The sequence below is a fragment of the Leucobacter salsicius M1-8 genome (assembly GCF_000350525.1).
Taxonomy (GTDB): domain Bacteria; phylum Actinomycetota; class Actinomycetes; order Actinomycetales; family Microbacteriaceae; genus Leucobacter; species Leucobacter salsicius.
This window is the reverse complement of sequence record NZ_AOCN01000012.1, coordinates 1-15,867: the sequence shown is the minus strand read 5'-3', so window position 1 is coordinate 15,867 and position 15,867 is coordinate 1. Positions and strand designations below refer to the sequence as shown.

Below are 15,867 nucleotides of genomic sequence, written 5' to 3'. Positions count from 1 at the left end.
CTACCGGTAGTCGCCTGCGAGGTCAGACTCGTACAAGGCCTTCGCGTCATGATGCTCGCGGATGGCTTGCCGTACCTGGTCCCGCTTCAAATCGAGCACGCGGTAGACGCCATTCGTTTCGGCGACAGACTCGACCCGTCGGAACGCGTCACCCCATTCTTCAACGAAGTCCGCGAGCCCGCGCAGCTTCGGCATCGCATCAGAGAGGTGATGCCCGTGCGGGTCGACGAGGTCGACGACGATGCCGTTCTGTCCTTGCCCGAAGAACACGAAATCAGGACGCAGTGACTTCCAATTTCGTGAAGGGTCCTTGTATGCGATCGCCAATGATTCCTTCACTGCACGGTCAGGGTTACGCCACCATCCGACATACCCGCTGCGTCCAGACTCGACTGCGAGAACACGCTGTTCCCAACCGTTGAGTTCAACCGGGAATTCACCGCTGTCGGTGACCATGAGGTGATTCCGGTACGACGGAAGGTCCGTTTCGCTACCGTCAGCCTGACGAATCTTCATCTCGGTCTGCCCGGTCTTCGGGCTCACAAGATTGATACGTTCAGGCTCGGTCGACATGCCTTCGAGTCGGTCGTACTCTGCCTGCTTCTCGTCGCTGAGGTTCTTACGATCAACACGTGTGTCAGTCAGCCACGTGCGGGCAAGTCGATCTGCTTCCGCTTCGACACTCGCGACGATGTCGGGCACCAAGCCGATAGCTGCCACCTCGATGTATGCCTCAAGCAGGTCATCTTCGATTGCATCCTCGGGCACAAGGTAGTCGACGTACGACGAGCATAGTGCTGGGCTGAGATGGCGCTCGGCGACCTTGTACGCCTCCATGATTGCGCGTGGGTCAGCCGCAAGCTCAAAGGAAGAGTTCACCCAGAGCCCGCCACCCAGTCGGGCCCGCAGCTCCTCACCTGACATGGTCAGCACGTCTTCGCGCGCCCGATCCACCTGCGCCTTGTACTGCATTGCACGCGACTCGACCACGCGATCCAGCTCATCGTTCGATTTGCGGACGGCCTGGTCAATGACTTTGTCCTTGGTGAGGGCTGCGGCAAGCGCGGTGAACCGCTTGATCGGCTTGCTGCGATGCTTCGGAATAGTCACGGTCGGCAGCGACTCAAACTTTTCCCACACTTCGACTGGCAACTCTTCGTTGGGGTGCAGCAGCACCGGGTCGAACAGCACGCGGCGTCCTTCGCCGCCGCCGCTGTCACCTTCATCGTCCTTCGAGGTGGCACCGTGCATCAACATCTCCGCGACGCGCTTCGCCGTGTCACGATCGAAGTAGGGCAACATGCAGTCGACCGAATTCAGCACCTCATTGCCGGGGATGCGCCGAGCGAGGGGAGTGCGGATCATGCGGCCGAGCAGCTGGGTGATGTTCGTGGGGTCAGACGCCGGGCGGAACGACACCAGCACCTCGGCGCGCGGACAATCCCACCCTGTTGAGATTGCGGACTTCGCGATCAGCACGCGAATGTGCTTCGAATCCTGCACGCGCTGCGGCTCAATGTACGGCACGGTATAGCCACCGACCTTGAGATCCTGGTGCTCACCAAACACATTGGCAATCGCTTCGTTGCCCAGTTCAGGCCACGCCTCGAGGATCGCGTCGATCGTGCTGACGAGTTTGTCGTCACTGGGTTTGTCGGCCATCTGCACGACTAACAACGGAACGACCGAATCGGCTTCCTCCTGCTCGCGTGTGTATTCGTCCCACGCGCGTCCAGCTTCACGAATCTTCTCGACGGCGCGACGAAGTAGTACACCCTCAAACGCACCCGTTTCAGCGGGAATTGACAGAACAATATCGTCTTTGAGTAGACCAGATGCCTGCACGAGCGCAGAATCGACCTGCACGCTCGGCAACGCGGAACGCCCCGTGACGGCTTTCATTGCCTGCTCGAACCGGTCGACCGTGGCCGAGATACCAAACACGATCGGGATCGGCGGAATAACTCCTTGCCCGTTGATGAGCCGCTGCACAATTGTCGCCCGATCACGCTGCGGTTTCATGCCACGGTGTGCCTCGTCGAGCACGAGGTACAGGGTGAGGTCTTTGTTTTCGATCGTGTTGATGATGGTGTCATAAATGTTCGACTGCATCTCATCCGGCGCAGGCGTCAACTCATCAAGCGTGGCTGTCGGGTCAAGCTTTGCGCCCGCACCCTTCACCAAGTTTGAACTCTTACTCAGCTTCTGCGTGTTCAAGAAATACACGTGACCCGGCTGGAACGACGTGTCACGGAAATCATTCGTGATGAGCTTGAGCCGCCAATCCAGCTCGCTCGACGCCGCCTGAATGCGTGCACGCGACTGCTCATTCAGCGAAGGATCGTCTGAGAACCACAGGATCACCGCGCCGGGGTCAGCCGGGAAATCGAACTCATCGGAGCCCGTCACAAGCGCCTCAATGACCGCAGCTGCCATCACTGTCTTGCCCGCACCGGTCGTGGCCGATAGAGAGAACTGCGACAGTGATCCGTAGCGATGGTACATGTCTTTGGCTTGCGCAAGGTTGCGTAGCACGTCCCCGACGGCTTCAGCTTGGTAGTCCTTGAGTGTGTACCGCATCAGAAACCTCGCCCCTGATTAATCTCGAAGTTCTGCAGGTATGACTCGTACAGTCGAACGACATGAAGGTCGGAGCGAAGTTCACGGCACACCATCTGGAACGCAGCATCGTCATCAGCCACGACGAACACCGTGTGAACAGCTTCGGCACCGCACATAGCGTCAAAGAAGCTCTCGGCATCATCGATGTTTTCCAGCACCGCGTACACAGCTGAGATGTCCCAACCGCGATCACCGAGGTCATCGATCAAACGACCGGTTGCGCCGGCTCGCAGCCACAACATCGGGGCGATACGTTCGAATGCTCGGTGGTGGCGTACAGACAGCGGTGCCTCATAGGTCAGCGTGAAGAACGCAGCGTTCTCCTCGAAACCCTCAGCCATCGGGAACTCGTCCGTGAACTTGTACTCACCCTTGATGGGCTCGCCGTCAGGAGTCTTCCCAGTGATCGCTGCACGGATACGCGGCTTGGTGATGTAGTCGCAGATGCCCCAGCGCTCCCACTCAGTATCTCCGGGGCGGAGACTTTGCTTGCGAAGTTTTCCCTGTTCTTCGGCGCTCACCTCGTTGTTCGTCACCGAAATACACTGGCGACGGCCATCGTCCTGTTTGTTAAGGCGCATAATTGCATGAGCAGTGGTGCCGGATCCGGAGAAAAAGTCCAACACTACAGCGTCAGGTTTTTCCTTAACGAAAAAGCGGAGAGCGTCCTCGACGGCGAATAGTGATTTAGGGAACGGAAATTTTCTATCGGGCAGTAGCGCCCGAATAATGTTTGATCCGCCCGCTCCAGCGTTATGTGAAACCTGGTTCCAAACGGTGACAGGGTTCAGTGTGCGTGCTATGGATTCCGATTGTTTGAGAATCAGAGCACCATTTTGATCACTGCCAACAACCTCAAGCTCACCACGAGCAAGGCGTTGCTTCTCAGCATTTCGTAAGTATGAAACTGACCATCTGCCTTTCGACGCAGTGTAGGATCCCAGCTTCACAGTACCTTCAGCAAGGCCAGTCCGGGCCGTTTCTGAGCTAATTTGCCAGCAGCCCTCACCATTATCTGAACGAATTGGCCAGCAGGGAACTAGGCCCGGTAGGGGAGGCGTGACAGCCTTCGGGTCTTCGCCAAGTGGCAGATAGTCTCCAATCGAATGGATTCGTTTGCTCTCTTCGTCGATCCAGAAGGGATAGAACTGCTTGACACCGTCTTGTCGACGGGAGTTGGTGCCGCTCCGCAGAAGACGCCGCCATATGTCAATCCGCTTCCCTTCGTATGCTTCAGCGGGGGTTAGCATGTTGCCGCCGTGCGGTACCACCGTCGATGTCCCTAGGAATACGAAGTAAAGATATTCATCTGCGCGATAGAACTGGTTTTTGCGAGCGACCCCGCTCGGGTTGATGACGCTAGAGATCATTTGGATACTTGCTTCCGGGAACGTCTGCTCCAGAAGCATTCCGAGCCGCAGATACTCCTTCTCGTCGATGGTGACGATGAGTACCGAATCATCCGGGTTGAGTAGTTCGCGCGCGACAAGTAGACGGCGTTCCATGAAGGCGAGCCACTTGGAGTGACGGTAGTCGTCATCGCCCTCGACATAATCGTTGTTGTACTTCCAGTCGCGTGCACCTGTGTTGTACGGTGGATCGATGTAAATTGCATCGACCTTGCCCCGGTGCGTGTAGGTGAGCATCTCCAGCGCGTGAAAGTTCTCGGCGTTGATTACGGTGTGGAACGGCTTGTCACCACCGCGTTCGACACGGCCAGTCTCGACGAGGCCAGGGTAAATTTTGTCGTCGAACTCGGCAACCACAACGAGGTCCTCAATGGGAGCGGTCGTGTGCTCGGGAGCGTCCTTCACCAGCTCAATGAGTTGCGCGATTTGCTGTCCTGCAAAGTCGGTCTCGATTGAATCGACTCGCCACAGGCGAGAGTCGCCCTTTGCGGTCTCGCCGCGTGGCTGAAGCACGCGCACCTTTGCGCCGCGTCGTATTGGCTGACCGGGCAGCTCAACGGCTTCAGGCTGGTGGCGTTCAAAGACCAGTCCGAAGCTGCGTCGCTTCGTGAGCGCACTGATCTCTTTCTCAAGGTCGGCACCGAGCTGAGCATCGGTGCCGCGCACCTGGCGGAGCAGGTCTGTGAGTCGTGACATCCGTTATTCGTTCTCCTGTGTTGAGGCGCCGCCTTGGCGTACCCATTCGTCTACTTCGCTTGTTTGAAACTTCCAGAGCCGACCGACCTTGTGCGCGGGCATCTGCTGGGTGCTGATCCAGGCGTACACGGTGTCCTTGGAGACGCCAAGATGTACGGCGATCTCGTCAGCACCCAACCAAGGCTCAACCATGATCCACCCTCAATAGTTCGTACGGTCAAATAGCTCTATGCCGGACTTTACCGGATCAAGGCTGATTAGCGCAGGATTGGGCGGGCTTCGAGTTCATTGGACAAGTCCAACGCAGAGGGGAATAACCAGGACTCGCTTTGTGCCGAATGTCCCACCGAACATTTGGATGAATGACATAGATTCTTCTGCTCCTATGCGTGGAAGTGCCAACGGTTCTCCTGTTATGCATGGCTCGGGTATCCAATGTGGATGCCGCTACGAGAATCGTAGGTTGCACCCCTGACATTGCTGACTCGCGGCTTGTTCAGGATGGTCAACCTGATGCAATCACCGATCTACCACGCGTCTTGCAGATCGAGGTCGTGACCACTCGCCGGTGTTTTTGAAGTGACCGATCCTGCTTGTTCACCTCCTCCTTGATGGAGGGAAGGTGGGCCGCAATGACGGTGTCTCTGCGAGTGATGTCGGGGGGTGACGGCTACAAGTACCTGCTCCGCACGGTAGCTGCGGGGGACGGTGACCGAGACCTTTCGAATCCGCTGACGAGATATTACAACGCAGACGGTACGCCACCGGGACGATGGATGGGAAGCGGCCTCACCGCGCTTGGAGGAGGCCAGCTTTATGAGGGTGAGAAAGTCACCGAGGCGCAGCTTCAGCTGCTAATTGGTATGGGACGTGACCCGCTCACGGGCGATCCACTTGGGCGGGCGTACCCGGCGTACAGGTCGGTGGCGGACCGCGTCGAGGAGCGAGTTGGCGCGCTTGATCCGGATCTGGGTCCGATCTCTCGGGGCCAAGCGGTCGCGGCGATCGAGGTTGAAGAATCTGAGCGCGGCACACGGCGAGCGGTGGCCGGATATGACTTCACCTTCTCGATCCCGAAGTCTGCATCAGTGTTGTGGGCCGTTGCCGATGCGGGAACGCAATCTCTCATCGTCAACGCACACCATGAGGCGGTTGCAGAGGTGGTTGCGTTCATGGAGCGCGAGGTTGCAGCCACGCGCGCTGGTGCAACCCCTGGGGATGGTGCCGTTGCGCAGGTCGAGGTGCGTGGGTTGATCGCAACAGCCTATGACCACTATGACTCGCGTGCGGGCGATCCCCATCTTCACACGCACGTCGTCATCAGTAACAAGGTGCAGACCGTGCTCGACGACAAGTGGCGAAGCTTGGACGGGCGCCCCCTGCACGCTGCGACGGTGGCGCTCTCAGAGTTTCACGAGGCGGTGTTCGCTGATCACCTCACGAGACTCTTCGGGGTTGAGTGGGAAACGCGGGATCGGGGACGGGACCGCAATGTGGCATGGGCTATCGCGAAGGTCCCTGAACAACTCGTGTCCGAGTTCTCGTCACGTTCGCGGCATATCAACGAGGAGAAGGATCGCCTTATCGCTGCGTACGTCGAGAAGCACGGCAGGCAACCTTCCAGTGCGACGATCATCAAACTGCGTGCCCAGGCGACGCTCGCCACAAGACCAAAGAAGGAGATCCATTCGCTTGCTGACCTCACCGCTCAGTGGAGGCAACGGGCGGGCAACATCCTTGGTGTCGATGCAACCGGCTGGGCACGTGAGGTCACCGCGAACCAGACGCCGTTGCTCCTGCGCGCCGATGACCTGCCGCTGGATGTAGTTCGTGGGCTGGGGGAGAGCGTCGTAGCCACAGTCGGGGAAAAGCGTTCGACATGGCGCCGCTGGAATCTCACTGCCGAGGCTGCCCGGCAGACGATGAGGTACCGGTTCGCCAGTACGCGTGATCGTGAGGCGATCATCGGCATGGTTGTGGCTGCTGCTGAGGCTGTGTCGATTCGACTCACGCCGCCCGAACTGGCATCCAGTCCTGCCGTCTTTCGCAGGAGCGATGAATCGTCGGTGTTCCGGCCGAAGAACTCCACGGTGTTCTCATCCGGTCAGCTGCTCGATGCCGAGGAGCGACTGCTTCAGCTCGCGCACACAACGACGGGACCGACGGTATCTCTGGAGACGGTCGAACGCGTCACACGGAAGCCTGACCGCGAGGGCTTGGTGCTGGGGGAGGACCAAGCAACGGCGCTGACGGAGATCGCCGTCTCAGGTCGTGTCGTTGACTTGCTCGTCGGCCCAGCTGGTGCCGGGAAAACGACCGCGATGAACGCACTACGCCGGGTCTGGGAAAAGGAACACGGCCAAGGATCCGTTGTCGGACTGGCACCGTCGTCGAGTGCGGCACAAGTGCTTGCCGAGGATCTTGGGATCGCCACGGAGAACACGGCGAAGTGGTGGCAGAATCACCTGCGAGAAGGTGAGACATTCCAGCAGGGCCAGCTCGTCATCGTCGATGAAGCGTCGCTTGCTGGAACGCTCTCCCTGGACCGAATCACTCAGCTTGCCGCAGAGGCCGGGGCGAAAGTGCTACTCGTCGGCGACTACGCACAGCTCCAGGCGGTCGACGCAGGCGGCGCCTTCGGGATGCTCACGCACGATCGTGATGACGTGCCCGAACTTGTCGACGTTCACCGGTTCGCGCACGACTGGGAAAAGCGCGCGTCACTCGACCTCCGGCATGGACACACTGAAGTCATTGACATCTACGACGAGCAGCAACGCATCGTTGACGGAGACACTGAGGAAATGATCGATGCGGCGTACGCCTCCTGGCGCAGCGATCTCGTCGCGGGGCGCGCAACGGTTCTCGTCTCAGACTCCAATGAATCGGTGACCGCACTCAACAACCGAGCGCGTACCGATCTGATCCTCGACGGCACCGTTCACGGGTCGCGTGAATCCGAGCTGCATGACGGGACGCATGCGGCATCCGGTGACATCGTCATCACGCGCCGCAACGACCGTCGTCTACTGGCAGGGCGCGGTTGGGTGCGCAACGGAGATCGCTGGAACGTCATCGACGTTCGACGCGATGGATCGATGCTTGCTCGACGCGCTGGAAACTCTCGGGGGACCAGCGTACTTCTACCAGCTGATTATGCAGCGGAGCACGTCGAACTTGGCTACGCCGTGACGTCCTTCCGTGCGCAAGGTCTCACCACCGACACTGCCCACGTGCTCGTCGACTCGACCATGACTCGGGAGCACCTCTACGTGGCGATGACTCGGGGTCGTGACGCCAACGTCGCCTATGTCGCCGTCGATAGGCCTGACACTTCTCACGATGGACCACATCCTGGCGAGAACGACGAAGTCACCGGCCGCAGCGTTCTCGCCGGAGTGCTGCAGCACGTTGGTGCTGAACTCTCCGCGCATGAAACGATCGCCGTCGAACAAGAATCTTGGGGGACGATCGCGCAGCTCGCTGCTGAATACGAGACGATTGCCGCGGCGGCGCAGCGTGATCGGTGGGCTGCTCTGGTGCGTGCGTCTGGTCTCGGCGCTGAGCAAGCTGCGGAAGTGATCGAGTCGGATGCGTTCGGCCCTCTGGCCGCCGAGCTGCGCCGTGCGGAAGCCAACCACCATGACCTCGCGGTTCTGCTCCCACGTCTGGTGCGAGCACGCGACTTCGCTGACGCGGATGACATCGCTGCGGTGCTGCGGCATCGGCTCACCACTGCTACAGCGCGCCCTGCCGGAGCGGGACGCACACGCGGGGCGCCGAGGCTCATTGCCGGGCTCGTACCCGAAGCAATGGGACCGGTCGCTGATGACATGCGTCAGGCACTCGATGAACGGCGTGACCTCATCGAGGAGCGAGTCGATGTAGTTCTTAACACCGCGGTCGCTGACTCGGCGCCATGGATTGCAGCTCTCGGTGCCGAGCCCGCAGACCCGCAGTGCGCCGCCGCCTGGTATCGTGCAGCGTCCGTGATCGCCGCCTACCGCGACCGATATCAGATCACGAGTGCCGCGATATTCGGAGCCTCGCCCGATTCCACAACGCAGAAGGTCGATCACGCTCGTGCGGAAGCCGCTCTCCGAGTCATAAGAGCTGCTCGTGCCCCTCGAACTCAAGAGCACGAACGGGAACGGGTGCGGGAAACGCGCGGCCTCCGTTTGTGAGACTTGACGAATCGGAAGCGTCGTTGTCCCTTCGGCCGGTAGCAAGACCATTGCGAGCACAGGCTCGACCTGGGTGGAGTTGCTGGGCCACCTTGATCGGTCAGCGGTTTGGTACAGCTAGGCAGTATGCACTGGTGCCAGTATCTCCGGGTTCAGCTCGTGGCGGCGGAGTAACTGGGCGTTCAGGGCAACGATGATCGTGGACAGCGACATCAACACTGCGGCGGCGGCCGGTGGCAGGTTGAAGCCGATGGGAGCGAGCACACCAGCGGCCAGCGGTACCGAGATGGCGTTGTACGCGGTCGCCCAAACGAGGTTTTGCACCATCTTCCGGTAGGAGGCGTGTGAAAGCTCGATCGCGCTCAGCACGGCACGCGGGTCGCTCGACACCAGAACGACGCCCGCCGACTCGATCGCGACGTCGGTACCCGCGCCGATTGCAACACCCACGTCTGCGCGAGCAAGAGCAGGGGCATCGTTCACCCCGTCGCCAACCATCGCAACCTTGAAGCCACGCTCCTGCAGTTCAGCGACCTTGGCGGACTTGTCCCCGGGGAGAACTCCTGCGAACACTTCGTCGATACCGAGATCGGTTGCGACCGCGTCCGCAACCTGTTGTGCGTCACCAGTGATCATGCCAACCCGGATGCCACGACGGTGCAGTTCATCAATGGCGGCACGCGATTCGGGGCGAATGACGTCCTCAAGCGAGAATGCCCCCTCGACGCGGCCGTTGATGACCGCGAACAGGACGCTCGACCCGGTCGATTCCCAATCGGTGACCTCGGCCTGGATGCGTTCGGGCACGGACAGGTTGAGTGCGGCGAGGAGCCGGGGCCCACCAACGCGAACCTCGGCGCCATCGACGGTTCCTGAAACTCCGACACCCGGCTCGGAGCGGAACTCGGAGATCGGTGGAATCGGCAACCCGTCGCTGTGTTCGTTTGCCCATGCGACGATCGCGCGAGCAACAGGGTGCTCACTCGGTGATTCCGCCGCGGCAGCCAGCCGAAACACGCGCTGAGGGTCGGTGCCCGGAACGGCTGTGGCTGCTGCAACGGCGTGGCGTCCCTCCGTGAGAGTGCCGGTCTTGTCAAACATCACCACGTCGATGCTGCGCATCCGTTCCAGCGCCAACCGGTCCTTCACCAAAACGCCAGCGCGGGCAGCCCGCTCTGTCGCGATCGAGATCACCAAAGGAATCGCGAGCCCGAGTGCGTGCGGGCAGGCGATGATCAGCACCGTCACCGCGCGGGTAATGGCGTCGGCAGGGCTGCCGACGATGAGCCATACCACTACGGTGATCACGGCGGCCGCGACGGCGAAGTAGAACAGCAGAGCCGCTGCGCGATCGGCGAGGGCTTGGGCCCGAGTCGAGGATGCTTGCGCGTCCGCCACGAGTCGACGGATGCCAGCCAGTGCTGTGTTCTCGCCTACCGCGGTCACGCGCACTTGGATTGCTGAGTCAGTGGCAACGGTGCCCGCGGTGACGGTATCGCCAACGGCTCGGGAAACGGACGCCGACTCGCCCGTAACCATAGACTCATCCATGTCCGCGAATCCGGATTCGACAGTGCCGTCGGCCGGAACGCGTCCTCCCGCACGCACGAGCACGAGGTCACCGGCGCTGACATCGGCACTCGGGACCTGTTCCACGGCCCCGTCTTCATGGACCAACTCGGCGGTATCGGGCAGCAATGCCGCTAGCGCATCGAGGGCACTTGATGCCCCACCGAGTGCGCGCATTTCAAGCCAGTGACCCAGCAGCATGATGACCACCAGCAGGGCGAGCTCCCACCAGAAATCAAGATCGAGACCGGCACCAAGCGACGTGACCCACGACGCGAGGAACGCGACCGTGATTGCCATCGCGATGAGCAGCATCATCCCCGGCTGTCGGAGCGTAATCTCCCGCAACGCGCCCTTCAGAAACGGCATACCGCCGTAGAAGAAAATGACCGTGCCCAGAACAGGGGCAATCCATGTCGTCCAGCCGGTCTCGGGCAGATCGTAGCCGAAGATCATCCCGATCATGTGGCTGAACGCGACCACTGGAATTGAAAGAACGAGAGTCACCCAGAACCGGTTACGGAACATCGACACGCTGTGCCCCGCATGTGCACCCGGATCATGGTCAGCATGGGCATCATGTCCCTCTGAGCCGTTTCCATGACCCGAGCGAGCATCGTGATCTCCATGGGGATCCCGGCTGCCCGCGACGGCGTGCTCGGCGTGCATGCCGAGGTTTGCGTGTCCATTCGAGTGTTGAACGCCCCGATCACCGTGAATGGCGTGCTCGATCGGCGTGTCCGGCCGACCGTGGTCGTGGTCATCAGACGGGTGGTGGCCGTGATGGTCGTGGTTTGGTTGTTGCTTCATTGCAGATCCCGTCTATTGCTGGCTACGTCGCGATGGGGACGTCGGCCCGGTGGGTGCGAGATGGGCGTCGTCACTAAGGATTCGGAGGCACGTCGTTTCAAGTGAGCTGGAGCGTTGTGATGCAGGTTGCTTTCTCGTCGGCGGTGGAAAACGGGGTGGTGCCAGATCGGCCGTTGTATGTCACTTCGATCGTTCCCTGTAGGTCACGAGGAACCCAGAATCCAGCGAACCCGTTATCGAACGTCGCCGTGGACTCTGTGACGATCACATCGCCGGTTGCGTCGTCAACGATGCGTACTTCGATGTCCTGCCCCGACAGCTCGCCGCGGCAGGTCGTGAGGCTGTGGAAGAAGCACTCATGGGTCTGCTCAATGTATGGCGCTATCGACAAATATGTGACGTCATCCGGCATGTCCAAGACCACTTCTTGGACATTGTCTGTGAGAACGAGTGCGTCGGGGCGGACGGATGCGATCAAGTCTGATGGGCGATCGCTCACGTTCATTCGGTCGAGGCTGTCGATGATCTCCGGTGCCGACATGTCGGCGAGGCCGTGTTCGGCGAGCAGATCTGCCCCAGCTGAGCCCGGGTTCGTGTCAGGTGCGGAACAGCCGACCAGCACGAGGGCAAGAATTGCAGCGGCAGCTGTGGCGAGGATGGTTGGTCGTTTCATTTCATAGTCTTTCAGTGGCGGTCACGCTGTGCTCCTCGCGGGTTCACCACGAAGAGCACAGCGGAAGTCAACGTAGGGGTACGGTTCGGTGCGGGCATTGCTGAAAGCAACATCGCCCACACCGAACGGCGGGCTAAAGGCTCTGGAGGATCTCGCGCATTGTCTCGATCTCGATATTCTGAGCGTCGATGATGGCTTGTGCCGTCGCCACTGCATCCGGGTTCGTCCCCGAGTCAACCTCGATTTGCGCCATTTCGACCGCGCCCTCGTGGTGAACGATCATCTGCTCAAGGAACAGTCGGCTTGCTTCTGTCCCTGTCGCGGCGTCGAGTGCGGCCATGTCTTCCTCGGTCATCATGCCATCCATTTGGTCGCCGTGACCCATATCCATGCCGTCCGTCGAAGCCTGGGGCATGCCCCACGATTCGAGCATGCCATTGAGTGCGTCGATTTCAGGCTGTTGAGCCGCCTTGATCTCTTCGGCGAGGGAGATGACCCGAGGATCGATCCCATCCTTCGCGAGGATCACGTCGGACATCTCCACGGCCTGTACGTGGTGAGGCACCATCATCTGTGCGAACATCACGTCAGCGGAGTTGAAGTCTTCAGTCACGGACGGTGCAGTTGGGGACTGAGACGGTGGCGACTCGACAGGGCCAGTCGAGCATCCGGCCAGGACCAGACCAGCTGCGAGGATGCCAGGGATAACGAAAAGTGTTCGGAGTTTCATGAGTCTTTCCAAAGGGTCGGAGAATTTTGGGGTCGGCGAATTGAGGCGGCGCGCACGTGGCGCAACCTCAGAAGGCCGATCAAGTTCGGCTAATGGAAAGTTCCTGTGGCGACGGCGTCATCGGGCGAGGACCAGCCCGCACGCTCACGACGATTTCTATCGCACGCTCACGAAGCCTTTGGTTCATTGACAAAAGACGGGGGAGGAAGAAAACGAAGAACACAACGGTGCTCAGAAACGCGAGTATGCAGGCGATCTGTATCGCGTCAGATCCGCCGCAGCCCGCACTGCACGCGCCGCTAAGACCCGAGACTCCATCAGATTGGACTATTGAAGTTTGGGTACCGTGACTGGCGGCGACCAGTGTTGAATGGCTTCCAGCGGCAGCCTCGACGTGCACCGTGGATGCCGCGGTCGGCATACTCTCATGGCTCTGACCATGCCCGAAAGCGTGCATGAGGAAGGCGCACAGAAGCAAAGCGCCGATCGCGAAGATGGCGACGACGAACCGGCGAGGCTTCAGGTCGAACAGAGCCGAGGGGAGGGCACGTAGAACTGACATTCCATCACCTCTCCGACCTGTGCTTCGCAACTCAACTCCTACCTGCCATTCAACCATGTCGAGGCGATACTTCCCTGGGGTACCACCTGAGAATTCGTTCGACGTGGGGGCGCCACTGTGTCGATACGAGAACTCGAATAGATGCTGACGCATGGTCAGTTTCGCGGCACTTGATTCACCCGCAGCAGTTACACGCGGTCGGTGAATCGGGTCTCGACTAGAATTGAGTCCAATGACTCGATGACTGTTGGAACAATTACTGTTTCGCCGAGATCATCTCAACAGTTGCCGCGCCGTCTTTGGATACAGCACCTCGGAGGTGATGGAAATGGGGCCGAATGGGGACCACATGGGCTGGTGGGGTATGGGCTGGAGTTTGGTCTTCCTCGTCCTGCTCGTGGTGGGAATTGTCATACTGATCGTGGTTCTTGTTCGAGTCTTCGCCGCACGTGGGCCTCGACAGACACCTCATCGCATCGGGACCAATAGGGCTCGCGAGTTGCTCGATGAGCGCTATGCCCGTGGAGAAATTGAAACCAGTGAGTACGACGAGCGACGTCAACGACTCGACGGAGCACCTGACGCATGAAACCGATCACCCGTCGACAGGCGCTCCAGCTCGGGGCTGTGGGAGGGCTCGGTGTCGTTATTGGAGGGATCGGTCTCTCTCAGACAGGTCTTCCCTGGGGTGGGCGCGTGGCTGATGGTGATCTGCTGGTTGAGCCAGAGGTGTTACGCAGCAGCGGTGGTTTGCTGCAGGTGGATCTTGTCGCCGCTCGTCGCGAGGTGACCATCGCCGGACGACAGGTACAAGCCTTGACCTACGGGGGCACATTGCCGGGGAGAACCTGGTGGGTGCGACCGGGGGACACCATCGAGGTGCAGTTGCGTAACGAACTGGACACCCCAACCAACCTGCATACCCACGGGCTACAGGTTTCTCCCTCCGGGAATAGTGACAACCCCTTCCTCTCTATAGACCCTGGGCAGAGTTTTGGTTACCGGTTTACCTTGCCAGAGGATCACCCGTCTGGTGTGTGCTGGTATCACCCTCATCGGCATGGCTCAGTCGCTGACCAGCTATTCGGCGGCTTGTACGGTGCACTTATTGTCGAGGATGAAAAAATGCCGGTCAGTCGAGAGCGGGTGCTCGTCGTCTCCGACATTTCACTCACCGCTGGAGGACAGATCGCGACCGCCTCGGGCATGGACGTGATGATGGGCCGTGAAGGTGATCTCCTATTGGTCAACGGCCAGCACCGCCCACACATGTCGGCACGACCTGGGGAGCGGGAACGCTGGCGAGTGATCAATGCGTGCACTTCCCGTTACCTACGTTTGGCCTTGCCCGGGCAGCGCCTGGAGTTGCTGGGGATCGACGGGGGTCACGAACAGGCTCCCCGGGAAGTGCGGGACGTGCTCCTGGCTCCCGGTAATCGCGCCGACCTTCTCGTGAGCATGAGCGCCGGTAGTGGTGAGTTTCAGACACTGGGCTACGACCGTGGTGGAATGGGAATGATGGGAGGTCGAAACCTCTCCGGAGCTGAGGCCATTGCCACGTTCACTGTCTCCGGGCAAGAGACTTCTACGCCAGATACGGTGCCAGTTCGCTCGCCGGTTCTTCGGGATCTACGCGAGCAGCCTGTTGCGCGGCGGCGGGAGATTGCCTTCACCATGGGAATGGGGTCGATGATGCGCGGTGGCGGGAGCATGATGGATCTCGGATTCGACGGTCGTACTTTCGACATCGACCGAGTTGACCAACGCGTTGCTGCGGGAGCCGTGGAAGAGTGGCTCATCACGAACCCCACACCCATGGATCACCCCTTCCATTTACACGTATGGCCGATGCAGGTGATCGAGACGGACGGGCAACCGGTCAGCGAACAGGTTTGGCGTGACGTCGTCAATGTTCCTGCCCAAGGTCGAGTGCGGGTGCTCATCGACTTCGCTCGTCACCCGGGGCGCACCGTATACCACTGCCACATCCTTGATCATGAAGATGCTGGCATGATGGCCATCGTCGATGTCGGCTGACCAGCTGCAGCGGCGTTGCGGCCTGGCCAAAACCCACCGCTGCCGCGTAGTTTCCGTTACTTGATATTGCCGGATGCACCACGTATTGTTGAAGTAACACGGCAGGCTCGCTTCTCTAGATGAGACGCGAGCTTGTTCTTTTTCTACCTCAGTGCGAGACACCCAGGCTTGCCAAACGAGATTCTACGGAGACGGCAGAGGCACTCCTGGACTGGTGGCAGACACCAAATACCGATCTGCCAACTGCTTCTGATGGGTCGATGCGAGCCCCCACAGGCCTGCTGGCAACAATGACTGAAGCAGATTTTGACCTTGCCATCGAGAAGTCGGACACGACGACGGCTTTCAGAGTTCCCGCGTCGCCTGAGTGAGTTTTCGTTGCCCGGGGGACGACGCGCGACTACCCTTGAAAGTGTGCCAGCGACCGCAATTGCGACGTGGACACGAAGCCCATTTCACAGTGGCACGCTGGGGGCACGACAACTCCATAACTACCGATAATCCGCGGAATCACGCGGGTGGTGACTAATATTGGGACTTCTAGCCGAAAGGTAGGCCATCGGGCACTTGTCCGC

Annotated in this window: 9 protein-coding genes; 3 read left to right on the top strand and 6 right to left on the bottom strand. The window is 60.1% G+C overall.

From position 1 onward, the window contains the following. The 3 genes from C795_RS0104040 to C795_RS0104030 are packed head-to-tail and all read right to left on the bottom strand — an operon-like array spanning position 1 to position 4,919. Positions 1-2,580 (bottom strand): DEAD/DEAH box helicase, encoded by a 2,580-nt coding sequence (locus C795_RS0104040; protein ID WP_017792477.1) that lies wholly within the window; start codon positions 2,578-2,580, stop codon positions 1-3. Then, complete coding sequence (locus tag C795_RS0104035) at positions 2,580-4,727, bottom strand: site-specific DNA-methyltransferase (protein ID WP_017792476.1); 2,148 nt, start codon at positions 4,725-4,727, stop codon at positions 2,580-2,582. The genes C795_RS0104040 and C795_RS0104035 overlap by 1 nt, the downstream gene beginning before the upstream one ends. A 3-nt stretch (positions 4,728-4,730) precedes the next feature. Continuing rightward, on the bottom strand, positions 4,731-4,919 hold the full coding sequence (locus C795_RS0104030; RefSeq protein ID WP_017792475.1) for a helix-turn-helix domain-containing protein: 189 nt from the start codon (positions 4,917-4,919) through the stop codon (positions 4,731-4,733). 440 nt (positions 4,920-5,359) lie between these two features. On the opposite strand from C795_RS0104030, the gene mobF reads away from it, so the two are divergent. Beyond that, positions 5,360-8,911, top strand: coding sequence for a MobF family relaxase (gene mobF / locus C795_RS0104025; RefSeq protein WP_017792474.1), 3,552 nt, complete (start codon positions 5,360-5,362; stop codon positions 8,909-8,911). A 117-nt stretch (positions 8,912-9,028) separates the two neighbouring features. Here the strand turns inward: mobF and C795_RS0104020 are convergent, their stop codons facing one another. The 3 genes from C795_RS0104020 to C795_RS0104010 all read right to left on the bottom strand — a co-directional run bounded on the left by C795_RS0104020 (position 9,029) and on the right by C795_RS0104010 (position 12,693). Beyond that, on the bottom strand, positions 9,029-11,290 hold the full coding sequence (locus C795_RS0104020; RefSeq protein WP_017792473.1) for a heavy metal translocating P-type ATPase: 2,262 nt from the start codon (positions 11,288-11,290) through the stop codon (positions 9,029-9,031). 97 nt (positions 11,291-11,387) lie between these two features. Further along, positions 11,388-11,963, bottom strand: a complete 576-nt coding sequence (locus tag C795_RS0104015; protein ID WP_017792472.1) for a CueP family metal-binding protein — start codon at positions 11,961-11,963, stop codon at positions 11,388-11,390. A gap of 133 nt (positions 11,964-12,096) precedes the next feature. After that, positions 12,097-12,693 carry a DUF305 domain-containing protein gene (locus C795_RS0104010; protein ID WP_017792471.1) on the bottom strand — a complete coding sequence of 199 codons (597 nt, stop codon included), beginning with the start codon at positions 12,691-12,693 and terminating at the stop codon, positions 12,097-12,099. Between the two features lie 427 nt (positions 12,694-13,120). Here C795_RS0104010 and C795_RS17665 point away from each other — a divergent pair, with 427 nt between their 5' ends. Beyond that, on the top strand, positions 13,121-13,246 hold the full coding sequence (locus tag C795_RS17665) for a hypothetical protein (protein ID WP_269569945.1): 126 nt from the start codon (positions 13,121-13,123) through the stop codon (positions 13,244-13,246). A 594-nt stretch (positions 13,247-13,840) separates the two neighbouring features. Then, positions 13,841-15,292 (top strand): multicopper oxidase family protein, encoded by a 1,452-nt coding sequence (locus C795_RS0103995; protein WP_017792468.1) that lies wholly within the window; start codon positions 13,841-13,843, stop codon positions 15,290-15,292. Positions 15,293-15,867 lie beyond the last annotated feature (575 nt).